19 protein-coding genes and 3 pseudogenes are annotated in these 25,422 nt (G+C 61.7%); 15 read left to right on the top strand and 7 right to left on the bottom strand.

What is annotated here, in order from left to right; translation table 11 throughout:
* The first annotated feature begins 10 nt into the window (after nucleotides 1-10).
* The 3 genes from AS189_RS14520 to AS189_RS14510 all read left to right on the top strand — a co-directional run bounded on the left by AS189_RS14520 (nucleotide 11) and on the right by AS189_RS14510 (nucleotide 3,239).
* The gene (locus AS189_RS14520) at nucleotides 11-1,816 is read left to right on the top strand and encodes an AMP-dependent synthetase/ligase (RefSeq protein ID WP_062290411.1); all 1,806 of its coding nucleotides are present in this window, start codon (nucleotides 11-13) and stop codon (nucleotides 1,814-1,816) included.
* Nucleotides 1,806-2,477 carry an acetoacetate decarboxylase family protein gene (locus AS189_RS14515; RefSeq protein ID WP_062290408.1) on the top strand — a complete coding sequence of 224 codons (672 nt, stop codon included), beginning with the start codon at nucleotides 1,806-1,808 and terminating at the stop codon, nucleotides 2,475-2,477. Before AS189_RS14520 ends, AS189_RS14515 begins: the two co-directional genes overlap by 11 nt.
* 147 nt (nucleotides 2,478-2,624) lie before the next feature.
* Nucleotides 2,625-3,239, top strand: a complete 615-nt coding sequence (locus AS189_RS14510; protein ID WP_062290404.1) for a class I SAM-dependent methyltransferase — start codon at nucleotides 2,625-2,627, stop codon at nucleotides 3,237-3,239.
* A 25-nt stretch (nucleotides 3,240-3,264) separates the two neighbouring features.
* Here the strand turns inward: AS189_RS14510 and AS189_RS14505 are convergent, their stop codons facing one another.
* Nucleotides 3,265-3,945, bottom strand: a complete 681-nt coding sequence (locus tag AS189_RS14505; protein WP_062290400.1) for an HAD-IA family hydrolase — start codon at nucleotides 3,943-3,945, stop codon at nucleotides 3,265-3,267.
* A gap of 98 nt (nucleotides 3,946-4,043) precedes the next feature.
* On the opposite strand from AS189_RS14505, the gene AS189_RS14500 reads away from it, so the two are divergent.
* Nucleotides 4,044-4,727, top strand: a complete 684-nt coding sequence (locus AS189_RS14500) for a GTP pyrophosphokinase (protein ID WP_082634331.1) — start codon at nucleotides 4,044-4,046, stop codon at nucleotides 4,725-4,727.
* An 18-nt stretch (nucleotides 4,728-4,745) separates the two neighbouring features.
* On the opposite strand, the gene AS189_RS14495 is transcribed toward AS189_RS14500, so the two are convergent.
* Nucleotides 4,746-5,429, bottom strand: coding sequence for a lysoplasmalogenase (locus tag AS189_RS14495; RefSeq protein ID WP_062290397.1), 684 nt, complete (start codon nucleotides 5,427-5,429; stop codon nucleotides 4,746-4,748).
* A gap of 88 nt (nucleotides 5,430-5,517) precedes the next feature.
* Between AS189_RS14495 and AS189_RS14490 the strand changes: the two genes are divergently transcribed.
* A complete protein-coding gene (locus tag AS189_RS14490) occupies nucleotides 5,518-6,198 on the top strand; it encodes a GyrI-like domain-containing protein (protein WP_062290394.1) in 681 nt (226 codons plus the stop codon).
* Here the strand turns inward: AS189_RS14490 and AS189_RS14485 are convergent.
* On the bottom strand, nucleotides 6,188-7,984 hold the full coding sequence (locus tag AS189_RS14485; RefSeq protein ID WP_062290390.1) for an acyl-CoA dehydrogenase: 1,797 nt from the start codon (nucleotides 7,982-7,984) through the stop codon (nucleotides 6,188-6,190). The two genes, AS189_RS14490 and AS189_RS14485, sit on opposite strands and share 11 nt — an antisense overlap.
* 433 nt (nucleotides 7,985-8,417) lie before the next feature.
* Here AS189_RS14485 and AS189_RS14480 point away from each other — a divergent pair, with 433 nt between their 5' ends.
* The 3 genes from AS189_RS14480 (at nucleotide 8,418) to AS189_RS14470 (ending at nucleotide 12,705) form a co-directional block, all read left to right on the top strand.
* Nucleotides 8,418-8,822 carry an AAA family ATPase gene (locus AS189_RS14480; RefSeq protein ID WP_062290387.1) on the top strand — a complete coding sequence of 135 codons (405 nt, stop codon included), beginning with the start codon at nucleotides 8,418-8,420 and terminating at the stop codon, nucleotides 8,820-8,822.
* A gap of 32 nt (nucleotides 8,823-8,854) precedes the next feature.
* Nucleotides 8,855-10,960 carry a helix-turn-helix transcriptional regulator gene (locus AS189_RS14475; protein ID WP_129587291.1) on the top strand — a complete coding sequence of 702 codons (2,106 nt, stop codon included), beginning with the start codon at nucleotides 8,855-8,857 and terminating at the stop codon, nucleotides 10,958-10,960.
* Nucleotides 10,961-11,307: 347 nt separating this feature from the next.
* On the top strand, nucleotides 11,308-12,705 hold the full coding sequence (locus AS189_RS14470) for a hypothetical protein (RefSeq protein WP_062290381.1): 1,398 nt from the start codon (nucleotides 11,308-11,310) through the stop codon (nucleotides 12,703-12,705).
* 213 nt (nucleotides 12,706-12,918) lie between these two features.
* Here the strand turns inward: AS189_RS14470 and crcB are convergent, their stop codons facing one another.
* From crcB to AS189_RS14455, 3 genes are read right to left on the bottom strand one after another with little or no spacing between them, the layout of a single operon-like run.
* Entirely contained in the window at nucleotides 12,919-13,296 is a 378-nt protein-coding gene (crcB, locus tag AS189_RS14465) for a fluoride efflux transporter CrcB (protein WP_062290377.1), read from the bottom strand.
* Nucleotides 13,293-13,748: a fluoride efflux transporter FluC gene (locus AS189_RS14460; protein ID WP_062290374.1), complete on the bottom strand. Its 456-nt coding sequence runs from the start codon at nucleotides 13,746-13,748 to the stop codon at nucleotides 13,293-13,295. Before AS189_RS14460 ends, crcB begins: the two co-directional genes overlap by 4 nt.
* A complete protein-coding gene (locus AS189_RS14455) occupies nucleotides 13,749-14,486 on the bottom strand; it encodes a hypothetical protein (RefSeq protein ID WP_062290371.1) in 738 nt (245 codons plus the stop codon). It lies immediately after the preceding gene.
* A gap of 199 nt (nucleotides 14,487-14,685) precedes the next feature.
* Here AS189_RS14455 and gcvH point away from each other — a divergent pair, with 199 nt between their 5' ends.
* From gcvH to AS189_RS14430, 5 genes are all read left to right on the top strand, one after another.
* Nucleotides 14,686-15,072 (top strand): glycine cleavage system protein GcvH, encoded by a 387-nt coding sequence (gene gcvH / locus AS189_RS14450; RefSeq protein ID WP_062290367.1) that lies wholly within the window; start codon nucleotides 14,686-14,688, stop codon nucleotides 15,070-15,072.
* Nucleotides 15,073-15,220: 148 nt separating this feature from the next.
* Complete coding sequence (locus AS189_RS14445) at nucleotides 15,221-15,715, top strand: FHA domain-containing protein (protein ID WP_082634330.1); 495 nt, start codon at nucleotides 15,221-15,223, stop codon at nucleotides 15,713-15,715.
* A gap of 16 nt (nucleotides 15,716-15,731) precedes the next feature.
* Complete coding sequence (locus tag AS189_RS14440; protein WP_082634329.1) at nucleotides 15,732-16,490, top strand: MerR family transcriptional regulator; 759 nt, start codon at nucleotides 15,732-15,734, stop codon at nucleotides 16,488-16,490.
* Nucleotides 16,487-17,002 (top strand): bifunctional nuclease family protein, encoded by a 516-nt coding sequence (locus AS189_RS14435; protein WP_062290364.1) that lies wholly within the window; start codon nucleotides 16,487-16,489, stop codon nucleotides 17,000-17,002. The genes AS189_RS14440 and AS189_RS14435 overlap by 4 nt, the downstream gene beginning before the upstream one ends.
* Nucleotides 17,003-17,280: 278 nt before the next feature.
* Nucleotides 17,281-17,856, top strand: a complete 576-nt coding sequence (locus AS189_RS14430) for a MerR family transcriptional regulator (protein ID WP_193393544.1) — start codon at nucleotides 17,281-17,283, stop codon at nucleotides 17,854-17,856.
* 92 nt (nucleotides 17,857-17,948) lie between these two features.
* On the opposite strand, the pseudogene AS189_RS14425 reads toward AS189_RS14430, so the two are convergent.
* Nucleotides 17,949-18,784 (bottom strand): annotated as a pseudogene (locus AS189_RS14425) (ParA family protein).
* 211 nt (nucleotides 18,785-18,995) lie between these two features.
* Here AS189_RS14425 and gcvP point away from each other — a divergent pair.
* Both gcvP and AS189_RS14415 read left to right on the top strand, forming a co-directional pair.
* Nucleotides 18,996-21,780 (top strand): annotated as a pseudogene (gene gcvP / locus AS189_RS14420) (aminomethyl-transferring glycine dehydrogenase).
* A gap of 221 nt (nucleotides 21,781-22,001) precedes the next feature.
* Nucleotides 22,002-25,396: pseudogene (locus AS189_RS14415) on the top strand (pyruvate carboxylase).
* The last annotated feature ends 26 nt before the right edge of the window (nucleotides 25,397-25,422 follow it).

Here is a 25,422-nt window from a genome sequence, read left to right as displayed (position 1 = left end):
AGGAGTGAGAATGACCGAGACAATTGACACCCAATTCCTGCAGCACCTCGCACCGTCGTTGGGGGTGATGTTGCGACGCCGTGTGGAAAGCACCCCAGATCTCGAGGCTTACCGCTACCTGCGAGGTGCGGACTGGGTCTCGGTGACCTGGGCTGAGACCGCAGTGGCGGTTGACGAGGTGGCGGCGGGCCTGCTCGCCCTCGGACTGGAGAAGGAGGACAGGGTCGCGATCGTTGCCAATACCCGTTATGAGTGGCTCCTGGCCGATTTGGGGGTGATGTGTGCCGGGGGAGCCACGACCACCATCTATCCGACGACGTCGGCCGAAGACGCCGCCTATATCCTGGCTGACGCTGGGTGTCGGTTCGCGATCGTCGAGGACGCCGAGCAGCTCGGGAAGATCACCTCGCGTGCGGGCAATCTTGAGAAGATCATCTCGATAGATGCCGTAGCGGGCACCATGTCGCTCGCTGAGGTGCTTGATCTTGGCCGCGAACACCTCGCCGAGGTCCCCGATGCGGTCACGGTCGCGACGGACGCCATAGGCCACTCCGACCTCGCCACCCTCATCTACACCTCGGGCACCACGGGCCGGCCAAAGGGCGTGCGGCTCACCCATCACTGCTGGGTCTACGAGGGTGAGGCGCTCAAGGCGCTAGGGTTCCTGCGAACCGACGACGTCAACTTCTTGTGGCTGCCGATGTCGCACTCATTTGGCAAGGTCATCCTCTCGGCGCAGCTCGCTGTCGGCTTTACGACGGCGATCGATGGCCGCGTCGATAAGATCATCGAGAACCTGGCCGTCATCAAACCCACGTTCATGGGCGCTGCTCCTCGAATCTTCGAGAAGGCGTATGGCAAGATTCTCTCCACCCAAGCCGCGGAGGGTGGCCTCAAAGAGAAAATCTTCCGCAGTGCTTTTGCGGTGGGTGCGGAGTGCGAACGCCGCACGGCAGCGGGGGAGCGCATCGGCATTGGGTTGGCGTTGCGGCACCGACTCTTTGATAAGCTCGTCTTCTCCAAGGTGCGCGAACGATTCGGAGGGCGCGTGCGGTTCTTCATTTCCGGTTCCGCGCCACTGAACCGCGAGATTGCCGAATGGTTCAACTCCGCCGGGATCCTGATCATCGAGGGGTACGGGCTCACCGAAACCACGGCCGGAGCCTTCTGTGGGCGGCCTGTCGACAACAAATTCGGCACCGTCGGGCGCGCCTTGCCAGGCTCAGATGTTCGGATCGGCGAAGAAGGTGAGATCCAACTGCGCGGGCCGCACATCATGTCCGGCTACAACAACCTCCCCAGCGAGACGGAAGCTGCCTTCACCGATGATGGCTGGTTGCGCACGGGAGACCAGGGCTCGCTCGATTCCGAGGGTTTCCTGACCATCACAGGACGCATCAAGGACCTGATCAAAACATCCGGCGGCAAGATCGTCGTCCCTGGCGCGGTAGAGGCCACGTTCAAGGCGCTGTGCCCGTACGTCAGCCAAATCTTGGTCTTCGGTGACACACACCCGTACTGCGTCGCACTGATCACCTTGGATCCCGACTCCATCGCGGCATGGTGCAAAGAGAACGGGGTGGCAGCACCAAGCTACGCCGATCAAGTGGCAACACCTGCGGTACATGCGCTCGTGGATGGCTACATCACGCAGCTGAACGTTCGCGTCAACAAGTGGGAGACCATCAAACACTGGGCCATCCTCGAGACAGATCTTTCCATTGAGGGTGGCGAGCTGACGCCGTCCATGAAGGTCAAACGGGGTCTTGTGGAGACGGCTCAGGCCGAACGGATTGAGGCGATGTATGCAGGGTGATCGGAGAGTTGCCTACCCGCCGGAACCATGGCTTCTCGAGGGAGACTTCGCTGTTGGTGTGTTCTTGGTGCCCCTCCGTGAGATCCCGGCCCACGTGCTGGACCACCTGCCAGCGGGGGCGCACCCGCTAGTGCTGGCGGGCCGGGCAGTGGTGGGAGTGGCCGCTGTGCGGTACAACCCCAAGGGTGTTCTCGCCTACGACGAGTTGCTCGTCGCGCTGCCAGTGGTGCACCGAGCTCGCCTTGGGGTGACTATCCCACAGATTTGGGTGAGTTCCCCGGCGTCGCGCGCTGGAGGACGGGCACTGTGGGGAATACCCAAAGAGCTTATGACGGCACATCGCCGCAACTCCGGGCGCAGGCTGCAGGCGTTATACCGCGCCGAGAGCCGTGCCATCCTCGCGGAGATGAGCGTACGCGTGCGCAGGAGTCTCCCCGGCAGGTGGAGCCTGCCGCTGCCTACAGTGCAGCGTGCGCCCGAGGAATTCATCCGGTCCTCGACGTTCATCCGGTCCTCGAACGCCGTGCGGGGCGGTCTGCATCTGGCGTACACGGAATGGACGTTTGGATCGCAGTTGTCCTGGCTCCAGGGCCGCCGCCCTGTCCTGGGTGCCGCGATTACCCAAGCTTCCGTCGTCTTTGGCGCACGCGTCCGGCGCTGAGCTTGGGCCGCTCCGCAGCCAGCAAACCGGCCACGTTATGTTTGTTTTGCCATGGCGCGCCGGTCGGGTACGTTTCATACTTGGCTGTACACGCTTAGGGCAGGCCGTCATATGGGGGCTGGTGCCGTTGCCGGTAGGAGAAACGCCATGGTGAACTATTCGCGGGCATATCGTAGCTACGGGCGGCGCGACACACCCTGGGAACGCTATGCCAAGGTTTCAGGTGAGCGCATCAGCCAGGTGTTTGAGCAGGAGTTAGAAGGGCGTGAAGAGCCATTCGGCCGGGCACTTGATCTCGGTTGTGGCCGCGGCACCTACTCTCCTGAGCTGGCTGCGCTCGGGTGGGACGTTACAGGAGTTGACGCCGCCCCGGAGGCGATCGCCGGGGCGAAAGCCCGTGGCGATGCAGCAGTGCGTTATGTCTTAGGCGATGCAACGCAGCTTTCGCTCGCGGAGCTGGGCACCTTCGATCTGTTTGTCGATATCGGCTGCTTCCAAGGTTTGGGCCGCCAACAGCGTCAAGCCATGGGGACCGGTGTCACTTCTCTTGCCAACCCCGGCGCCACCATGCTGATGTTGGCGTTTGCTTGGACACGGTTCAGGTCCATGATCGAAGGCGTGTCCCAGACAGAAATCGAGGCAGCCTTCCCGGCCTGGGCGTTGCTCACGGTCTGGCCAGCACCCACGGCAGGCTTGGGCTGGCCCATGGACCGGACCTCCCCACAGTGGTACCGGATGCAGTTGCGCTCAGAATCGGCCTAGTGCAAGGGGAGAGCAAGGAAACGCTCTAGTGCAAGGTGATCTGGATCTGACCATCCGGAAGCACCTCGGCGCTGACCGCGGACAGACTACCCACCCGGTGGTCGGCGTCGAGCTCGGTTGCGGCGCTAGTGCCCGCCACCGCCAGTGTCACGGCACCGGCGGCACGGCCCGAGGCCAACCCGGCAGGCGCGTCCTCCACGACCAGGCAGCGGTTGATGTCTACCCCGAGCCGGCTGGCTCCCAGCAAGAACGGCTCAGGATGCGGTTTGCCGTGGGTGACGTGATCGGCGGTGACCATGAGCGCGGGTTCAGCGATGCCTGCTGCACGCATGCGCGTCTGTGCCAGCCCGCTGGTGCACGAGGTGACTATGGTCCAAGCCCCGTCCGGTAGGGACCCGAGTAGTTCCACTGCTCCGTCCTTGCGGACCACACCAGTGGTGTCGGCCATTTCCAAGGACTTGATCAGTTCGAACGCATCAGACTGCCGATCTGCTTCGATGAACTGCTCTACGAGGGCCTGTGCAGGAATTCCGTGAGCCCCGTAGCTGAAGTTCTCCAGCCCCATCTGCTCGCCCCACAGGCGCCAGGCACGTTCTGTGGCAGGCGTTGAATCAATCAGTGTGCCGTCCAGATCGAACAGCACGGCATCAACTCTGAAACGCCGCGGTGAACCATTCCGGGCAGAGGCATCATCAGGAATCGTCATGGCACCACACTAGCCGCGGCCGGCCCGCAGGAGGCAGTTGTTGTGCCGCGCGCCGTGTACTGTCAACGTGGATGGGAAGCGGATGAGGAGACCCCTGTATGAGCGAGCTTGACGAATGGTTTGACAGCGTTGATCCGGCGACATTGCAACGGTTGACTGATGGCAAGCAACTTCGCGACGGGTTTTCCCGCTTTATGCTCAACTACCAATTCGCGATTGACGAGATCATGACAAAGATCAACATTCTCAGAACGGAATTTGAGCACCTGCACGATTACAGCCCCATTGAGCATGTAAATTCCCGGCTGAAGTCGCCTGAAAGTCTCCTGAACAAGGCCAGAACTCGGGATCTTGGACTGAATCTCGAGTCGATCAGAGAGGGTGTGCTGGACATTGCCGGGGTGCGCATTGTCTGCAGTTTTGTCTCGGATGCTTATTGGCTGGCCGAGATGCTCAGCTCGCAAAGGGACATCACTGTGGTGACCACCAAGGACTATATTGCCCATCCCAAGCCCAACGGCTACAAGAGCCTGCATCTGATTGTGAAAGTGCCGGTATTCCTTTCGGAATCTGTGCAGAACGTGCACGTTGAAGTGCAGATCCGAACCGTGGCGATGGACTTCTGGGCCAGCCTGGAACACAAAATCTATTACAAATATGAGCACGCCATACCGTCGGACATCCTCCTGGAACTTCAGGAAGCGGCAGTCGTTGCCAGCCAGCTCGATTCGAAGATGGAACGGCTGCACAATGAAGTGCATGGACCCACCTCGCGGCGCTGAATTTGCTCCGGCTGTGGCTTACTTACTCGACCTCTGGGTCTGCAGTGCACCGGCAATGATCAGACCCTGTCCCACTGTGTAAGTGAGCATGACCATGCCGCTGGTCCAATCGGGCATGAGCTCGAGGGCAAAGATTCTGAAGGCCAGTATGGTGTCTGAGGCCAGGAAGAAGGCGCTGCCCCACATGATCATTGAGCTGCAGCGGGTTGAGAGGGCTGCCGTTGTTCCGAGCACCAAACCGTAGGCTGCGACAGCAAGAGCCAGGCTTCCGGCCCGGGGCCAGAGGATGGTCAGCAACACAGCCCACCAGAGAATAAAGATCAGCGCCCACCGGGGGAACGGGCGGAGAGCCAAGTGATGCCAGAAAACCCGTATGTAGCATAGGTGTGCCAGAGCAAAGAAAGCCAGCATCATGGGCAGGGTTGGGGCAAAGGGGAAGAAAGTGCCGGCGCCGTCGCCCAACCAGGAAAAGAACAGGCCCGCCAGCAGCAGCCGAAAGACTGCCGTGTTGCCGAGCCGGCGCAGGCCCCACATGGCGGCCAGAATCAAGGTCGGCATAAGTGCCAGCTTGGTAGGTCCGGCAATGGCCTCCGCCCCGGCAAACAGCGCGGTGCAGTGGACCGCTGAGGCGAGAACAAAAGGTGCAAAGCCCCACCACAAGGGTCGGGGCGGGCGTTTTTGTACTATCAATTCAGTTGACATGAGTCTCCTTGCGGGCGGCCGTGCCGCGACGCCTTCGCTGGAGGAGACCTAGACTTTGCAGGACTCCAGGGTGGAAAGGAACGCGGCAATGGATAAATATGATGTAAAAAAGGCATGCAAGGCGTTGTATGCGCCCTCTGCCAAGGAATTCTCCATGGTTGACGTGCCCATGATCCGCTATCTGGCGATTGATGGTCAGGGCGATCCCAACGTTGCGCCTGCCTACACCCAGGCGTTGGAGGCACTGTATTCCGCGTCCTATGCGTTGAAGTTTCACAGCAAAAAGGTGCTAGGTCGAGACTTTGTGGTGGCGCCCTTGGAAGGGCTGTGGTGGGCTCAGGACATGGTGGCATTCACCGCCGGTGATGGCGCAGACCGGGACAAGTCCGGCTGGGACTGGACCATGATGATCAGCCAGCCCCAATGGATCACCACCGACGTAGTGGCCGAGATTTTGGAGCAGGTGGCTGCAAAAAAGCACTTGCCCGGACTGGCCGGCATTCGCGTTGCGGAACTCGCCGAGGGCTTGTCCGTGCAGATTCTCCATATTGGTCCTTACGACGACGAGGGCCCGGTCTTGGAGAGGCTGCACCATCAGTTCATGCCCGCCAACAATCTTGCCTTCAACGGTAAACACCATGAGATCTACCTCGGTGATCCGCGCCGGGCGGCCCCGGAAAAGTTGCAGACCATCCTCCGCCAGCCAGTGGCACCCGCCGGTGGTGCGAACCCTGCCGCACCAGCCGGCGAGTCCGCTCCTAGCTCCTGACCTTGCGGCCAGCCCCTGCCAGACTATGTGCGTCCAGTGCGAATAGGTCCTCGGCACCAGCCGTGGCCGCACCCAGCAGGCCGGCGCTCTGGGGCAGAATCTGCTGGGCATAGAAACGGGCCAACACCAGCTGGTCGTTCGCCAGCCGCGCATCACCGGTCTTTGCAGCGGCCACGGCCGCCCGGGCCAGCATCCAGGCGCTCGTGCACAGCCCCCACATGCGCAGATAGGGTGTGGAGCCAGCCAGGACGGCGTTCGGGTCACCCTGACCAGTGCGGAGCATCCAGTGCGTTGCTGTTTCCAGCGACGTGAACTGGCGTTCCAGCTCCTCACGGATCCCCGTGAACTCTGACCCAGCCAGCGCCAGATCGGCGTCAATCTCACGCATGGTGGCGTGGAATTCCAGAACAGAGGCCCCGCCCCTGACGCCGAGCTTGCGGCCCACGAGGTCCGCAGCCTGGATGCCGTTGGTGCCCTCGTAGATGGCCGCGATCCGTACGTCACGCACATGCTGGGCGGCGCCGGTCTCCTCGATGAAGCCCATCCCGCCGTGGATCTGCAGCGCAAGGGAGGTGAGTTCATTGCCCATGTCGGTGCCGAAGGATTTGCAGATGGGCGTCAGGAGTCCCACAATCTCATCGGCCCGTGACCGGACGCCGGGATCCGGATCCAGCAGGCTCTTATCCACATAACTTGCATCCAGCAGCATCAGGTAGCGAAGGGCGGCAATGCTGGCGCGCTGGGTCAACAGCATGCGGCGTACGTCTGGGAAGTCGATGATGGCTGAGCTCTCGCCGCTGGCGCCGATGGCCAGGCCTTGTTGGCGCTGCTGGGCGTACTCCAGTGACTGCTGGTAGGCGCGTTCGGCCAGCGAGACGCCTTGCGATCCGACGCCGAGGCGGGCAGCGTTCATCATGACGAACATGATGCGCATGCCCTTGTTCTCCTCACCGATCAGGTACCCGGTGGCGTTTTCATAGGAGAGCACGCACGTGGGGGAGGCATGGATGCCCATCTTGTGTTCGAGTGAAACGGTTTCCACAGGGTTGCGGTCGCCAAGTGTTCCGTCGTCGTTCACCAGACGCTTGGGGACAATAAAGCAGGAGATCCCTCGGGTGCCTGCGGGAGCATCTGGGGTGCGGGCCAGCACCAGGTGGACAATTTGCTCGGCCATGTCGTGGTTGCCGTAGGTGATGAAGATCTTTTGCCCGGTGATGGCGTAGCTGCCATCGGCATTCTTGACCGCACGGGTGCTCAAGGCGCCCACGTCGGAGCCAGCCTGCGGCTCTGTGAGGTTCATGGTGCCCGTCCATTCACCGCTGACCATCTTCGGCAGGTAACGGTTTTTGAGCTCGTCGCTGCCGTAGTGCAGGACGGCGTCAATGGCGCCCTGGGTGAGCAGCGGGCACAGCGAGAAGGCCATATTGGCGCTGGTCATGATTTCCTGGATGGCGAGCCCAATGGTGCGCGGGAATCCGCCGCCACCGAATTCCTCGGGCAGCGGCACTGAACCCCATCCGGCGTCGACGTACTGCTGATAAGCGTCCTTGAAACCGTCAGGAGTCTTGACCGTCCCATCCGGTTGCAGGACAGATCCTTGGACGTCACCTGGTTGGTTGAGGGGTGCAATCACCTCGGCAACGAACTCACCGCATTGTTCAAGAAGTTCGACGGCGGTGTCGAGATCGGCGTGTTCGTATCCGGGCATTTTGGCAATGTCCGGGTACCCCACAACATGCTCAAGGGCGAAGGCGATGTCTGCAATTGGCGGCTGGTATTGGCTCATAATCGTCAGCGTACCGTGGCAGGAGCCGTTTGTGGAGGAAATTTGTTACTAACCAGTAATATTGCGTGGATCACAGCTCGACGGGGGCCCGCAGGCAGCGGCGATCCATGTGACATGTGGCTCAATAGGTCTTCTCGATGCACGCCTTCTGCGCTATGGCAGGTAGTGTTCTTGATAGCCAAGGCGCTCTTCTCAGAGTTAGCGGCGGTTAGGCCCGTACGAGTATCTCGCCGATGCTCTGCGGGTCGTCTTAGTTTAAAGCTCGGGTATGGGGTGCACCGCCTGTCGCCATGGCGTGGACGTCATGATCTCGCGAAGGCCGCTACCGCCAGACCATGTGGCGTTAGAATCATCTCTCAAAGTATGAACAGGGTCGGTCCTGTCAAAGCCGGGCCCTCATGGTGGCCGCGGCCCTACTTTCGGGGGAAAATACATGGTCTCGCAAAAATCCTTGAAGCACGCCTTGCCTCCTCGTGTTCATTGGCCCATCGTGGGCCGCGAGGACGACGTGGCGGTACTGGTCCACCGTTTGAGCTCCGGCAGCGGCGGGGTGGTAGTTGTGGGCTCCGCTGGCATGGGCAAATCAACAGTTGTGACAGCCGCCCTGGCGCAGCTGCGGGGCAGCAACGCGGTGGTTGATATGCCAGCACCGGCAGAGCAGTCGGAGGACATCCCGTATGTGGATCAATGGCTGGGTATCACCACTCCGGCTAACACCGCTGTCGAGACCGTGGTGGAGCAAATCAAATTCCATCTCGGTCCGGAAACGGTTGCCATGTCACCGATATTCGGCATTGATGACCTCCACTTGGTGGACAACTTCAGTGCGGGGTACTGAGCCGGCTAGTCACGAACGGGGTGATCCGGCTGGTGGGGACAGCACGCGAGGACCCCGGTCTGCCGTCAGCGTTTGATGCCCTGTGGCGGTCCGGCCAGATCGACAGGACGGACTTGGTGCCTCTGAGCTACGAGTCCATCCGCCTGATCCTGCGTGAGGCACTGCCGGGCCCGGCATCGAACGATATGGCCTACAAGCTCTGGGAATGCACTGCCGGCAACCCTCTGCACTTACGAGAATTGCTGTATTCCATTGTTGAAGCGGGTGATGTCGCGTACGCCGAACATGCTTGGGTGTGGACGGCGCCGCTGCGCACGGACCGCAGGCTCACCGATCTGCTGGTATCTGACATCGGCGCCTTGAGCGGCCCGGAACGTGATGTGGTGGATTTGGTGGCCATGGCTGAAAGCGTCTCCTTGAGCCTGTTGGCACCCTCGGCGACGGACGATGTTCTGCGTGACCTCGTGGAACGCGGTTTGATTGTCATCGCCGAATACCAAGGGGATCAGAAAGCAAGGATTGGCCACCCCCTCTACGCGGAAACTTTGCGTTCCCTGCTGTACCCGCGCCGCAGACGGGAACTCTTCGAAGTGCTTCCGGAGCCTGTTCCGGGACGGCATTCGGCGCGGGAACTGTGCCGATGGGTCGATTGGGCACTGGAATGCGGAATCATGCCCAGCGTGCCGACCCTGCTGGCTGCCGGTGCGGCCTATGAGGCATTTTCTCAGCCCTCGCTTGCGGCACCACTGGCCGCCTTGGCCTTGCAGCACCAGCAGCTCCAGGTACCCGAAAGAATCGTGGCCCTTTTGCTCAGTGCCAGGGCCAACCGCGACGCCGGATGGTCAGAGAGTGCCGAGGCGGACCTGGCGTCTCTGCTCGCCTTGGAGACGGATGGTCAGGTCCTTGCAGAATCCGTCAAAGTGGCCGTGGCTAGGATCAAGGCTGATTTGCGCCTGCTTCACTATGCCGACTTCGACGGAGGCCTTGAGGCCTTGGCGACCGTGGCCAAACAGCTTGAACCTGGCGGGGTTGGTGCAACGGAGCTCGCCGTAGAGCAGCTGAGCCGGCTGGGATTCGGTGGCCGTCATGCTGAAGTGTTGACTGCATACGGCCCACAGCTTGCGGCCGCAGACATCCCTGCCAACTTGATCCTCGTGGCACCGTACATTTATGCGTTGGCTCAATCAGGGCGGGCTGAGGAAGCGCTGGAACTGGCGGAAATCAGTGTCAAACTAGTGGGCCCAGAACACGCCGAATTCCCCTTGCTGCGGGCTTCCCTCATGGCGGCGCGGTTTTGGGCTGCCGTATGGGCTGGTCGGCCAGATCTGGCGGTGACCCTGCCGGACTATGTTGAAGACGGAATCCAGCGGCACCTTTCTGCGCTGTACCAAACCGGCGCTGGCTACATTTGTCTGTTCTTTGGGGCTTGGGAGCAGGCCGTCGCTGAACTACGTGGCGGGCTCTCACGCATGGGACTGTCGGCACCGACGGGCCTGGAAGCGATGGCGTGGGCGGGGCTGGCTCAAGGTCATGCCATGCGAGGTGAACGCCAGGAAGCCATTCATGCCTGCCAGCAGTTTGTGTTGCTGGCCCCGGCCATGGACCGCAGCGTAGAAGTTGACAGCCGGTACCGAATTCTCGTGACAAAACTGGCGGTGGGTGACGGGGAGCTGCCCCAGCTGACCGAGGACTACACGGCGTGGGCGCGGAGCAATGGATTGAGCCATGGCGTCCTGGTGGGGCTGCACCTGCAGATCGTGCTGGCCCAACCGGGCCAGCGTGCGCCGCTCATATCCGCTCTGGCTGATGCGGCCAGCGCCGTTCAGGGGCAGTTGCCGCCGGCCATGATGGCCCATGCCCAGGCACTCTCCGACGGCGATCCCGGTGCTGTCAATGCCGCGGTGGCTGCTCTGAGTCAGCTGGGAATCTGGCTTCCGGTCTCGGCAAAAGGCCTGGACTTGACGCGTCGGCAGCAGGAGATTGCTGCGCTAGTGGCCGCAGGTTTATCGAACAAATCAATTGGGCAGAAATTGGGCATCTCGGTACGCACGGTGGACACTCATTTGAGCCACATCTTTGCTCGAGCTGGCGTCAACACCAGAGCAGAACTTACAGGAGTGCTGACGGCAACGGTTTAGTGCGCCAGCTTTCCCTGAGCCCGGGCGCCGCCCCCCAACCCCTACTCGGCAGGTGATCCGGACGGGTTTCACCTGCCTGAACCAGATGGCCGGGCCAACCGAACGCCGCAGGACGTGAAGCCAGAGGGGCTGCAGATACTGGTACGCAGATACTGGGCCGCAGACGTGACGGCTGACCTTGCCGCACAGGTGCCCTTCAGGATCCCTTCCACGGCCCACGCCCCACACGTATAGTCGAAGATGTGGATGAGCGGTGTTACTCCGGCTCGTCTGGACGGCCTTTCCAGGACATTATGTGCCCGGACTGCCCCTGCGGGTGGAGGCCGGATTGGGAAGCAGGCATTGGCATGTCAACACCATCTGATTCGGGCACTTTTGATTCCGAACCCTCCGACTCCGGCACCGCAGGAACTTCGGCCGGATCGGAGCAGCCATCTGGACTGGGGCTTCCCGAACGGGTCACCGGGTTGCGTGCGCTTTTGGCACACCGCCGGTTCACACCGTTCCACCGCATCCTCATCCTTGCGGTCCTAGCAAATACTGCCGTGGCGATTCTGCTGCTGCTTTCCGTGCCAGACAGTGCCGGCGCCATGGCTGCGGCCATCACGGCAGCAACGATCAATCTTGCTGTTGCCACGTTGGCGCGGCAGCAATACGCCGTCAACGCGCTGTTTGCCGCTGTATTGAGCGTTCCGCACAACTGGCCGCTGCGGCGCCGTGCAACAGCGGCACAGGTACACCAGGTTCCCGGTGGCGTTCATGTGGGCTGCGCGATCTCCGCAACCGCCTGGTTCGGGGCTTACGCCGCCTTGGCCGTCACGGGATCCTTGCCAACTGCCGTCGGGGCACGGGACACTGGCCTGCGCATCGTGGCTGCCACGATTCTTCTTGACCTTCTGGCGATGTCGCTGTGGGCACGGCCGTCAGCCCGTGAGCGGCACCACGACGCCTTCGAGGCAACGCACCGCTATGGCGGCTGGCTCGCGTTAGCCTTGTTCATCGCCTTGACCATCATGGCTGCTGCCGAGGGACTGAGCCCGGTCCTCGGAGCGGTTTTCAGCTCCCCAAATGCGTGGATCGTTGCGGCCCTTGTTGTTATGGCCGCGATTCCCTGGCTGCAGCTGCGCCGGATCAAGGTCCATATCGACTGCCCGTCCGATCATGTGGCAGTCGTGACGATGGCCGCGGGCCGTGTGCTGTCCGGTTCGGCCGCCAGACTGGCCCGGCACCCGTTTGGCCAATGGCATTCGTTCGCAACCATGACGGTGCCGGGACAGGATGGTTGCCGTTTCGCAATCTCCCGCACCGGAGGGTGGACTGCCCGTTTCATCGAGGAGCCGCCCACACACATCTGGACCCGAGGTGTTCCAACCGCCGGCATGGTCTCCGTGTCACGCGCCTTCCACAAGGTGGTGTGGCTGGCCACCGGCAGCGGCATTGCCCCATGCCTGCCGCAGCTGCTCGAAGGCGCCACGCCGTGCACCCTTGTCTGGGTGACCCGCGATCCCGTACGCACCTATGGGCGCTCGCTCGCCGGAGAAATCCGGGCGGCAATTCCGGATGCCACGTTTTGGAACACCGATCTACGTGGCAAACCTGATCTGGCCGTTCTGGCCTACGGCGCTTACCGCCAAACCGGTGCCGAAGCTGTCATGGTGGTGTCCAACAAGTCCACCACCTTGGCAGTGGTGGCAGAGCTCCGCAGCCGGGGCGTCCCAGCCTTCGGGCCCATTTGGGACTCCTGAAAGACCAAGCACAATGGCGGCCCTCCTCGCCGGGTGCCGGGCGTGGGTCTTTACCCTCCGCGAGGATGCATTAGTTGCTAATGTTCGCGCGAAACATTAGCAACTAATGCATCCTCGATGGAAAACTCAAGGGAAACGGGGAAACGGGGAAACGGGAAAGTGGGGAACCGAAATATGGGGACCCAGACCCTTGGAGCGCAGATCCTTAAAACCTCAAAACAAGGACCCGCACCAGAGCCCTAATGCGGCGGCCGCTACTCCTGCCAGTAGCGTGCCAAAAAGGTTCAGCAGGGATGCGCTGTAACGCCGCTCGTTAAGTAGCCGGATGGTGTCGTAGCTTGTGGTGCTGAACGTGGTGTAGCCGCCCAAGAAACCTGCGGCAAGCAGTAGCACCCACTCAGGAGCGCCCAAAGCACCGGTTAGCCAGGCCGTCAGTAGGCCCAAGGCAAAGGATCCCGTGACGTTGATGAAAAAAGTTACCCACGGAAATGCCAGCCGCACCCGGTTGATAACGGTGCTGTCGATTGCGAACCGGGTGGCTGCCCCCAGCCCGCCACAGACGGCTACTGCCCAGAAGAGGAGCGCGCTCATGTCCGGTCTCCTGTGGGGCGCAATTGGGATCCGTGGGTGCGGCCAGCGCCTCCGAGGACCATGCCCACCCAAGACGCCAGAGCACCGGCGGTGATGATGCCTAGAGCCCACAGCGCGGCGTGGAGCGGATCTGTGGTGCCGGCCAACAAAACTAGCCCTACGGCAAAAGTGCTGTACGTGGTGAAGCCCCCACAAAAGCCAATGCCGAGCAGAAGCCTCAAGGTTTGGCCGAGTCGGGTGGTGTGATGGATGAGGCGGCGGTGAGCCAGTGCCCCATACAACAGGCCTAGCAGCAACGCACCGGCAATGTTGGCGAGGATGACTGCCCACGGCAGGGATGCGCCGTCGGCCATGGGGGATACGCCCGCCATGGCCAGCCCGAGAGCCTCGCGGCTGGCAACACCTAAGGCGCCGCCAACAGCCACGAGGGCCAGGCTGCGGGGGTGAGACATTTAGGCCTGCGGGGTAGTGGGAGAATCAGGCGATGCCACGGGATCGGAATCCTGCGACTGCACCGTGGAAGGGGGAGTGGTGGACTTGTTGCGGGCCGCTCGGTCAGCAGCCTTTTGCGCCTGCTTGGCATCTTCTCGGGCTACGCGCTCACGAGCCTGCTGATCCTTCTTGACGAGCTTCTCGGCAGCTTTGAGCTCGCGAAGCTTCCTGCTGCGACGCAGCCACATCCGGCTCAAGACCATCAGGGCCACGGCACAGACCACGCCAGCCACCATGAATACCTGGCTCCAGGTGTCAAACCAGTTGGCGCTGTTTGCCCAAATGTTGCGGGCATCGGCCGCCGATTTAGTGCCGCCGTAGACAACGCCCAACGTGAGGAGGTTCGGCATGAGCAGGAGGAAGCCGATCACCAGCAGGGTTACGCGCACCCACTTGTTCATTTTCTTGCGGAAGGCCTGCCAGATGATCAGAACAGGGACAAAAGTGAAGACGAATCCGTAGAACATGCCCAAGGGGATGCTGTTACCTAGCTGGCCGCCAATTTGGTCGCGGATGGAGGTGGCCCACATCAAGGGCACCGTCACAGACCCAATCAGGTAGGCGATGACCAACACAACGGCCGCTACAACGCCCACGATGGTGCGCACCAGCCACGTCGGCATTTTGGACTTGGCCGCGCCAGCAGTTTCAGCGGCGGCGGGGCCACGGTCGGCGGGGGGCGTCAGCGAATCAGTCATAAATGAATCATCTCATTTATGGCGCCGTTAGTCGGTAGCGAGTCGGTCAATTTTGCTAGAATAGACCTTCGACTTGTAAACAACGGCCGCACACTAAAGACTGGTTGTGGTCGATGGGTAAAAACAGTCGTTGGCCGTGTTCTACTTTAAACTTCACTTTCCTCGCGCGTCAGCGATGAACCTTGAAAGGTGCGCACTCATGAGTAACATTCCCGCAGACTTGTCCTACACGGCAGAGCACGAATGGGTTTCAGCCCCCACAGCTGATGGTGTGGTGCGCGTTGGCATCACCGATTTCGCGCAGGATGCCTTGGGCGACGTTGTGTACGTGCAGATGCCCGAAGCTGGCACAGACGTCACCGCTGATACCGTGGTTGGCGAGGTTGAATCAACCAAGAGCGTCAGCGACATCTACGCACCCCTGACCGGGGCAGTTTCGGCACGCAACGAGGACCTTGACTCGGATCCGGTCCTCATTAACTCCGATCCGTACGGTGCCGGCTGGCTGTTTGAAATCACCCTGAGCGATGTTTCGGCTTACGGGACCCTGCTCAGTGCCGGTGACTACCAAGAAAAGGTAGGCTAGTAGCTAGGAACCTTTGTATCAGGTCAGTACCATCATTACGGGGCTGAAACCGGTAAATCAGGGCTTTCCCAGCAACGGCTCGTACGTTGTTAAGACTTTGGGAGTTCAAGTGGACTCTCAGTAATATTTTTTCCAAGGAGGAGTACCAATGGTTGACAGAGGTAACGACGCCGGGGTGAATGATCAGGCGAACCTCCATGATCAGCCCGGTGCACCAGAAACCACATCGATTCAGCTTCCTCCCGTTCAGGCTGGCCCGTCAACGGTGCCGGTACTGGCGGCCGATGAGCAAGGCGCTGTGAACTCGCTGCCCGCGGGTTCGGCGTTGCTCATTGCGCACGTAGGTCCGAACGCCGGCGCCCGGTTCTTGCTTGACAGCCAAGTCACCACGGCCGGTCGCCATCCCGATGCTGACATCTTCCTGGATGACGTCACGGTTTCCCGCCGTCACGTGAACTTCATTAAGTTCGACGGCGGTTTTGAAGTTGTCGATTCCGGCAGCCTCAACGGTACGTACGTCAACGGGGACAGGGTGGATGCTGTTCGTCTGCGCACCGGCAACGAGGTGCAGATTGGCAAGTTCCGCCTGACCTACTACTTCAGTGGTAACCCGGGCTCCGGCAACAGCGTTACGGATTCTTAGGGACACCGTGGCAAGCATGAATTCCGGTGCGGGACGCCGGCTGGTAGACGTACAGTCTGCCGGCCGGCGTACCGGTGCCGCCGCAGTCTTGAACATTGGTGAAGTGCTGGCTTTGCTGTGCGCTGATTTCCCATCGGTGACGGCGTCCAAGATTCGCTTTTATGAAGAAAAAGGGCTCATCACCCCGCAGCGCACACCTGCTGGTTACCGCCAGTTCAGGGAGTCCGACGTCGAACGTCTTAGGTTTGTCCTGGGGCTCCAGCGCGACCACTACTTGCCGCTGAAGGTTATCCGCGAGTATTTGGAGGCCATCGACCAGGGTCTGACCCCGCAAAATCTTCCGCCCGGGGTATCTGTGGCTCCGCGGATGGTCTCTGAGGAACTGGCCCGCGAGCTCAAAAGCAAGTCTCGCCGGTTGACCGTGGAGCAATTGCGCAGCGAATCTGGCGTCAGCGCCGAGCTGCTCGAAACGATGATGAGCTACGGGCTCGTTGACTACCGCGACGGCACCTTTGATGACCATGCTGTACGTATTGCCCAGGCCTGCACAGCCCTGGCCGCTCACGGGCTGGAGCCGCGGCACCTGCGTCCCTTCCAAGCAGCCGCGGAACGTGAGTTTGGTTTGGTGGAACGCGTGGTGGCACCGCTGTCCTCACGTAAGGACAGCACTTCAGCCGTTCGGGCAGCCGAAGCAGCACGAGAAGTTGCCGAACTCTGCCTGAGCCTGCATAGCTCTTTGGTGCAAGCCAAGATAGCTCAGATGGAAACTCCATGATTGAAGTGGAGATTGTGGGTGTCCGAATCGAGATGCCCTCCAACCAGCCGTTGGTGCTGTTGCGTGAGCGCCTTGGCCCGCGGCATATTCCCATTTGGATCGGCGCCGCAGAAGCCACCGCGATTGCCTTGGCTGAGCAGGGCGTTGTCCCGCCACGGCCACTGACTCACGATCTTTTATGCGGGGTAGTGCAAGCGCTGGAGCACAGTATTGTGCGTGTGAACCTGACCAAGGTTGAAGAGGGCGTCTTCTTCGGCGAGCTGGTCATGGACAACGGAACTATTGTCAGTTCCAGGGCCTCGGACGCCATTGCGATCGCCCAGCGCGCCAAGTGTTCCATTTGGGCTGCTGAGGCCCTAGTGGATGAGGCCGGCGTTGAGCTTGGTGGTGACGGGCCTGATCATGATGCTCAAGCAGGCCAAGACGCCACTGACGACGACGCCAAGGAACGTGAGGTTCGTCAATTTCGGGAATTCCTCAATGACGTCGAACCCGAGGATTTTGAGAAGTAATCCGCGGATTTCAGGGCTTTCCACCGATTCCCTAAGGTTCAAGCTGAGGTCTAAAGTTTCGACACGATGAAATTGAAGTGCCCAGATCTTTGACCTTCGTCCCGTGCCGTTCTAACGTCAAGGTATTGAGTTCCCCATTGCAAGCCATGGCTGGCGCGGGCAGACTTGAGGTTACGGCCCTGCAAGAGGCCCACTTCTTGTGTGTTCTGGGCCGTCGGCGTGCAGCCATCCATCAGGGGACTGCGAACAGGAGGATCCACGTGAGTGCCACCAGTGACATCGGCGGGTTGAGTGCAGCCGCTGTCCCCAGCACTTCCTTAAGCGCGGGCTCACAGGGTTTGCTCTTCACGGAAGATCTGCCTGTTCTGGATCTCCATGCCGGTTACCGTGGTCCAACAGCGTGCAAAGCCGCCGGGATCACCTACCGCCAGCTCGACTATTGGGCCCGCACGGGACTGGTGGAGCCTGCTGTTCGCGGAGCCGCGGGTTCAGGGTCTCAGCGACTTTACGGATTCCGCGACATTCTGGTCCTGAAGGTCGTCAAGCGGCTCCTGGATACGGGAGTTTCCCTGCAACAGATCCGTACTGCTGTGGAGCACCTGCGTGAACGCGGTGTTGAAGACCTGGCGCAGATCACCTTGATGAGCGATGGCGCCTCCGTATACGAATGCACCTCCGCCGATGAGGTCATTGACCTGGTTCAGGGTGGACAGGGCGTGTTCGGCATTGCCGTAGGCCGTGTGTGGCGCGAAGTGGAAGGCAGCCTAGCGGCACTTCCCAGCGAACATGCCGCCGTGCAGTCATACCCCGACGATGAACTCGTCAAGCGTCGAGAAGCTCGCAAAATCTCCTGACACAAGAAAATCGCTGCACTTTGACGTTTCCGCTATGGTTTGAACCACCGCGAAAACGTCAAAGTGTAGCGATTTTTTCGTTTCCGGCGGGACTAGCCCCGGTACAGACGGCTGCGGGTAGCGCTCTGGGTCAGCACTGAATCAAGCAGCCGGTCAAGAGCGCAGAGGCGTTCTTGGCCGAGTCTCCTGGCCACTGGTGCACCGGATGCGCTGCACCTTGAATCTGCTGCCAATTGGCCTGCTCCGGAATGGTGGGAGAGAGCAGCAAATCGCCGAACATCGTCTTCATCTCCGCCAAACGGTACGCATGCTCGTTGGAGCCGGAGCGGACACGGTTAGCCACAATTCCTGCAGGGACCAGTGCTGGGGCAAACTCGGTGCGGAACAGCTCAATGGCACGCACCGTGCGCTGGGTACCGGCCACGGAGAACAACCCGGGCTCAGCAACTAGCAGGACCCGGCTGCTGGCAGTCCACGCCATGCGCGTCAAACCGTTCAATGACGGGGGGCAGTCAATGAGGACCAGCTGGTAGGGGGCGCTGCCGTCGCGGTCGGCGTTAGCCAAGATGGTGGCCAGCCGGCGCAGATCCCGTTTACCCAGGTCGGGGCGGTCATAGATGCCGCTGAAGGCGGAGCCCATGGCGACATCGAGTGTTGGCACCGTTCCGCCGTCGGTCCTGTGGGCAGCAAGCCACCCGCTGGGAACCACATTGGCGCCAAGATCGGCCTTGCGGGCGTTCTTGATCATCTGGCCGATGTCCAACTGGCCGCGCGGCACAACACCGAGTCCGGTGGTGGCGTCGGCATGTGGATCCAGGTCGATGACGAGGGTGGGGATGCCCGCGGCCAAGGCTGCCGAAGCCAGCCCGAGGGTGACTGAGGTCTTGCCAACGCCGCCCTTGAGGCTGCTGATACTGACTACTTGCACGGATTAACCATTACCCTTTGCGTTGCTTATTAAATCTTGTGTCTGGTGTTGGCGTTGACACATACAATAGCTGTGGAACGTTCGCGACTTGGAGAATCCATTGACAAACACCCCAGAAAATTTGCCCGCGCGCTACAACACAAACAACCTTGTGTCGGCCGACTTTAGCGAGCGCCACATTGGGGTTGCAGCGCAGCCCCACATTCATCATATGTTGAGCGCCCTTGGATTTGCTTCTTTGGAGGAGCTTTCTACGGCCGCGCTGCCCAAATCGATTTACAGCACCGAGCCCCTCAAGCTGCAGGCGGCGGTCTCTGAAGAGGCCATGCTGGAAGAATTGAAGGCGCTGGCGGGCAAAATACCGTCAATAAGTCCCTGATTGGTCAGGGTTATTACGGCACGCACACCCCTGGTGTCATTCAGCGCAACGTTTTGGAGAGCCCGGCCTGGTACACGGCGTACACCCCCTACCAGCCGGAAATCTCTCAGGGACGGCTCGAAGCCCTGCTGAATTTCCAAACAGTTGTGGCAGACCTCACGGGCATGACAACCGCCAATGCCTCGATGCTCGATGAGGGAACCGCCGCCGCCGAGGCTGTGGCTCTGATGCGCAGGAGCAACCGAAGTGCCGGCAACGACGCCGTCTTGCTGGTTGACGCTGACATCTTCCCGCAGACGCTCGCCGTGATCACCACCCGAACCAAGGCCATGGGCATCCCCGTGCGCTCTCACAATTTCGACGACGAACTCCCTGACGTTGAGTTCTTTGGCGTGCTCCTGCAATACCCTGGCGATTCCGGCCTGATCCGGGATATTGCCCCGTGATTGCTGCCGCCCACGCGAAGAAGGCAGTGGTGGCTGTGGCCGCCGATCTCTTGGCCCTGACCCTGCTGGAATCTCCCGGCGAGCTCGGCGCGGACCTGGCCGTGGGAACGTCGCAGCGCTTTGGCGTTCCGATGGGCTTTGGTGGTCCGCACGCCGGTTACATGGCTGTCCGCAAGGGTCTTGAGCGTTCACTGCCGGGACGTCTGGTGGGTGTGTCCTTGGACGCTGCCGGGAACCAGGCCTACCGTTTGGCGCTGCAGACCCGCGAGCAGCACATCCGCCGCGAGAAGGCCACCTCCAACATTTGCACCGCCCAGGTGCTGCTGGCCGTCATGGCCGGCATGTACGCGGTCTACCACGGTCCCGAGGGCCTGAAGCGTATTGCCACTCGCGTGCACGCGATGGCCTTGGCTGTTGCCGAAGCCGCCAGCGCCGCGGGCCACACGGTGGTGCACGAAAACTACTTTGACACCGTCAAGGTCAAGGTGGCCGCGGGTAGCGGCCACGCTGCCGCTGAGCTGGTTGCAGCGGCTCATCGGGCCGGATACTTGCTGCGTCAGATTGACCATGACCATCTGCAGATCGCCGTGGACGAAACCACCACGGAGGCCGACATCGCCGCGTTGGCCACCTTGTTCGGCACCCAACAGCCGGACATCGCGAAGGATGCGGACGCCGTCGTGCTTCCCACCCCGGCACGGGTCACGGACTTCATGGCCAACGCCGTGTTCCACACGCACAACTCCGAGACGCAGATGCTGCGCTACTTGCGCAAGCTCTCCGACGCCGATTACGCGCTGGACCGCGGCATGATCCCGCTGGGTTCGTGCACCATGAAGCTCAACGCCACGGCCGAGATGGCGGCCATTACCTGGCCGGAGTTCTCCAATCTGCACCCGTTCGCGCCGGCCTCCGATACCGTGGGCATCGTGGAAATGGCCACGCAACTCGAAGCCTGGCTGGCCGAGATCACCGGCTACGACGCCGTCTCCGTGCAGCCCAACGCCGGTTCGCAGGGCGAGTTCGCCGGGCTCATGGCCATCCGCGCTCATCACGTGGAGAACGGCAACCCGCACCGCGACATCGTCCTGATCCCGAGCTCGGCCCACGGCACCAACGCCGCGTCCGCCGTCATGGCCGGGCTGAAGGTTGTCCCGGTCGCCACCGACGGCTTCGGCAACGTTGACATTGATGACCTCAAGCGTCAGATCAGCGTCCACGAGAACAACCTGGCCGCGATCATGGTCACCTACCCGTCAACGCACGGCGTGTTTGAGACCGAGATCTCCAACATTTGCGCCATGATTCACGACGCCGGTGGGCAGGTTTATGTGGATGGCGCCAACCTTAACGCTCTGGTTGGTTTGGCTCAGCCGGGCAAGTTCGGTGCCGATGTCTCTCACCTGAACCTGCATAAGACGTTCTGCATCCCGCACGGCGGCGGCGGCCCCGGTGTGGGTCCTGTGGCTGTGGGCGCGCACCTGGCCAAGCACCTGCCGGCCCGTGAGCTTGAGGCGGGCACCTCGGTGGGTCTGGTCTCCAGCGCACCGTACGGTTCGGCGTCGATCCTTCCCATCTCTTGGGCCTACATTCGCCTGATGGGTCCGGAGGGGCTCCGGCAAGCCACCCAGATCGCCATTTTGTCTGCGAACTACATTGCCCGCCGCCTCAGTGAGCACTACCCGGTGCTGTACACCGGCGCCCACGATCTGGTGGCGCACGAATGCATCTTGGACCTGCGCGGTATCACGGCGGACTCGGGCGTGAGCGTTGAGGACGTGGCCAAGCGGCTCATCGACTACGGCTTCCACGCACCCACCATGTCCTTCCCGGTGCCGGGCACCTTGATGGTGGAGCCCACGGAGTCCGAGGATCTGGGCGAGATTGACCGGTTCATCAACGCCATGATCTCCATCCGTAAGGAAATCGCTGCGGTGCAGGACGGGCTGTGGCCCGCGGAGGACAACCCGCTGGTTAACTCCCCGCACACGGCGCAGAGCATTGCGCAGGACTGGGATCACCCTTACAGCCGCGAAGAGGCGGTTTTCCCGGCCGGTGTGGACCCGCGTGCCAAGTACTGGCCCGTGGTGCGCCGCGTCGATCAGGCGTACGGCGACCGCCATCTGGTGTGCTCCTGCCCCTCTATGGAGGAACTTGCCGAAGTGTTCTAACTCACTGTTTATTACGTAGGGCGCTGTGAGATACGCCACTGGATTTGGTGCACAATAGCTGCAGGGGTGAAACTTGCACCACTTTGTGTCACCGAACTACACCAATTTCTACAAGGCAGCACGATTTCGGCGCTTCGGCCCGGAATTGTGGCTGCACAGGCGGATCGCGGCTTGAGCTGTTGACGCCTGTGCTTCGCCACCATTGTTCACACAGGAGTGAGATGTTTTCGAAAATTCTGGTTGCCAACCGCGGTGAAATCGCGATCCGGGCATTCCGTGCCAGCTACGAGCTTGGTGCCAAGACAGTTGCAGTTTTCCCGCATGAAGACCGCACCTCCATCCACCGTCAGAAGGCCGATGAAGCCTACCTGATTGGTGAAGAAGGGCACCCGGTCCGGGCGTACCTGGACGTTGCTGAAGTGATTCGCGTGGCCAAGGAATCTGGCGCCGATGCCATTTACCCCGGCTACGGATTCCTCTCTGAAAACCCGGAATTGGCCAGTGCCGCCCGCGACGCCGGCATCACCTTCATTGGCCCGCCCGCCGAAGTGCTGGAACTGACCGGCAACAAGGTTCACGCCATTGATGCTGCACGCAAGGCCGGCATTCCGGTCCTGCAGTCCAGCGAGCCCAGCGCCGATCTGGACTACCTGCTCGGTGCAGCCGCTGAGATTGGCTACCCCATCTTCGCCAAGGCTGTGGCCGGCGGCGGCGGTCGTGGCATGCGCCGCGTGGAAAAAGCTGAAGACCTCGAGGAGGCGCTCAAGGCAGCCATGCGCGAAGCCGATGCTGCATTCGGTGACCCCACCATGTTCTTGGAGCAGGCCGTGCTGCGCCCGCGGCACATTGAAGTCCAGATCCTGGCCGACAATGAAGGCAACGTCATCCATCTCTTTGAGCGTGACTGCTCCTTGCAGCGCCGCCACCAGAAGGTGGTGGAGATTGCCCCGGCCCCGAACTTGGATGAAACATCCGCAAGGCTTTGCATGCCGATGCCGTGAAGTTCGCCAAGGCCATGGGCTATGTCAATGCCGGAACTGTTGAGTTCCTTGTTGACACCGTAGGTGAGCGCGCCGGCCAGCATGTGTTCATTGAAATGAACCCACGCATCCAGGTCGAGCACACCGTGACCGAAGAAATCACCGACGTGGACCTGGTCCAGGCGCAGATGCGTATTGCCGCCGGCGAGACCCTGGCGGATCTGGGTCTGACCCAGGACAACGTCCACGTCAAGGGTGCTGCGTTGCAGTGCCGTATCACCACGGAGGACCCCTCCAACGGATTCCGCCCCGACGTTGGAACAATCACCACCTACCGTTCCGCCGGTGGCGCCGGCGTACGGCTTGACGGTGGCACCATTTACGCAGGTGCCGAGATCAGCCCGCACTTTGACTCCATGCTGGTCAAGCTCACCTGCCGCGGCCGCGACTACAAGACGGCCGTCTCCCGTGCCCGCCGCGCCCTGGCCGAATTCCGTATTCGTGGCGTATCCACCAATATCTCCTTCCTGCAGGCCGTGTTGGCTGACCCGGCCTTCAACGCCGGAGATGTGGCCACCTCCTTCATTGATGAGCGCCCCGAGCTGCTGAACTCCCACGTCTCCAGCGACCGCGGAACCAAGTTGCTGACCTGGCTGGCCGATGTCACTGTCAACAAGCCAAACGGCGAACTCACAGTTGTTGAGGACCCGGCACGCAAGCTGCCCGCCGTCGATCTGGCAGATGCACCTGCCGGCTCACGCCAGCAGCTGGCCGAGCTTGGCCCGGAAGGCTTCGCCGCAGCATTGCGTGCACAGACCGCTGTGGCTGTCACGGACACCACGTTCCGTGACGCGCACCAGTCGCTGCTGGCCACCCGCGTCCGCACCAGGGACTTGCTCGCAGCCGGACCTGCCGTGTCCGTGCTGACCCCGCAGCTGCTCTCGGTTGAGGCTTGGGGCGGCGCCACCTATGACGTATCCCTGCGCTTCCTCGGTGAGGACCCTTGGCAGCGGCTGTCCCAGTTGCGTGAGGCACTGCCCAACGTCTGCCTGCAGATGCTGCTGCGCGGACGCAACACCGTGGGTTACACGCCGTACCCGGCCGAGGTCACCGACGCGTTTGTGCAGGAAGCCGCCGCCAGCGGTATCGACATCTTCCGCATCTTTGACGCGCTGAACGATGTGGACCAGATGGAGCCGGCCATCAAGGCCGTGCGCGCTACCGGAACCGCCGTTGCCGAGGTTGCCCTCTGCTACACCGGCGATCTGCTGGACCCGGCCGAGGACATCTACACCCTCGATTACTACCTGGAACTGGCCCAGCGCATCGTTGACGCCGGCGCACACATCCTGGCCATCAAGGACATGGCTGGCGTGCTCCGCCCGGCCGCCGCCGCCAAGTTGGTCACCGCCCTGCGCGAGCGTTTTGATCTGCCGGTGCACCTGCACACTCACGACACCGCCGGTGGCCAGCTCGCCACGTTGATGGCTGCCATCAATGTAGGGGTCGACGCCGTTGATGTCGCCTCTGCTGCCCTGTCCGGCACCACTAGCCAGCCCTCAGCCTCGGCTCTCGTGGCTGCGCTGGCACACACCGAGCGTGACACCGGCATTGATCTGGCTGCCATCAGCTCGCTGGAACCATACTGGGAGGCCGTGCGCCGCCTGTACGCACCGTTCGAGTCCGGTCTGGCAGCACCCACAGGGCGCGTGTACACGCACGAGATCCCCGGTGGCCAGCTCTCCAACCTGCGCCAGCAGGCCATTGCGCTGGGTCTGGGGGAGCGCTTCGAGGAAATCGAAGACATGTACACCGCCGCAGACAGGATCCTGGGGCACCTGGTCAAGGTCACGCCGTCGTCCAAGGTAGTGGGAGACCTTGCCCTGCACCTGGTGGGCATCAAGGCTGACCCGGCCGACTTCGAGGAAAACCCGCAGAACTACGACATCCCGGATTCGGTAGTGGGCTTCCTCGGCGGCGAGCTGGGTACCCCTCCCGGCGGCTGGCCGGAGCCCTTCCGCACCAAGGCGCTGCAGGGCCGGACCATTGTCGAGCGAATGGGCACGCTGACGGACGATGACAGTGCACAACTCGCTGGCGACAGCGAAACGCGCCGTGCGGCACTGAACCGCTTGCTCTTTGCCGGCCCCACGAAGGACTTCGAGTCAATTCGCAAGACGTACGGCGACGTCTCCATCCTAGACACCCGCGACTACCTGTACGGTTTGCGCCGCGGCGTGGAACACATCATGCCGTTGGGCAAGGGTGTGCGCTTGATCGCCGAGCTCGAGACCATCTCCGAGGCCGATGAGAAGGGCATGCGCACCGTCGTGGCTAAGCTCAACGGTCAGAGCCGCCCGATCACGGTCCGCGACCGGAGCATTGAAAGCACCGTCAAGGCCGCCGAGAAGGCCGACGAGAGCGTGCCCGGCCAGGTTGCCGCACCGTTCGCCGGTGCCGTCTCAGTCAAGGTCGCCGTGGGCGACGTTGTCGAGGCCGGCGCAACAGTCGCCACCATCGAGGCCATGAAGATGGAGGCCTCGATTACGACGCCGGTGGGCGGCACCGTGGCCCGTCTGGCGGTCAACGGGATCGCCCAGGTGCAGGGTGGAGACCTGCTGGTGGTCATCTCCTAATCCCCACTTGCCGGCCCGCAAATCGC

Source organism: Arthrobacter alpinus, from assembly GCF_001445575.1.
GTDB classification, from domain to species: domain Bacteria; phylum Actinomycetota; class Actinomycetes; order Actinomycetales; family Micrococcaceae; genus Specibacter; species Specibacter alpinus_C.
The sequence above is the reverse complement of the archived record's forward strand: the minus strand, read 5'-3'. Positions and strand labels throughout refer to the sequence as shown.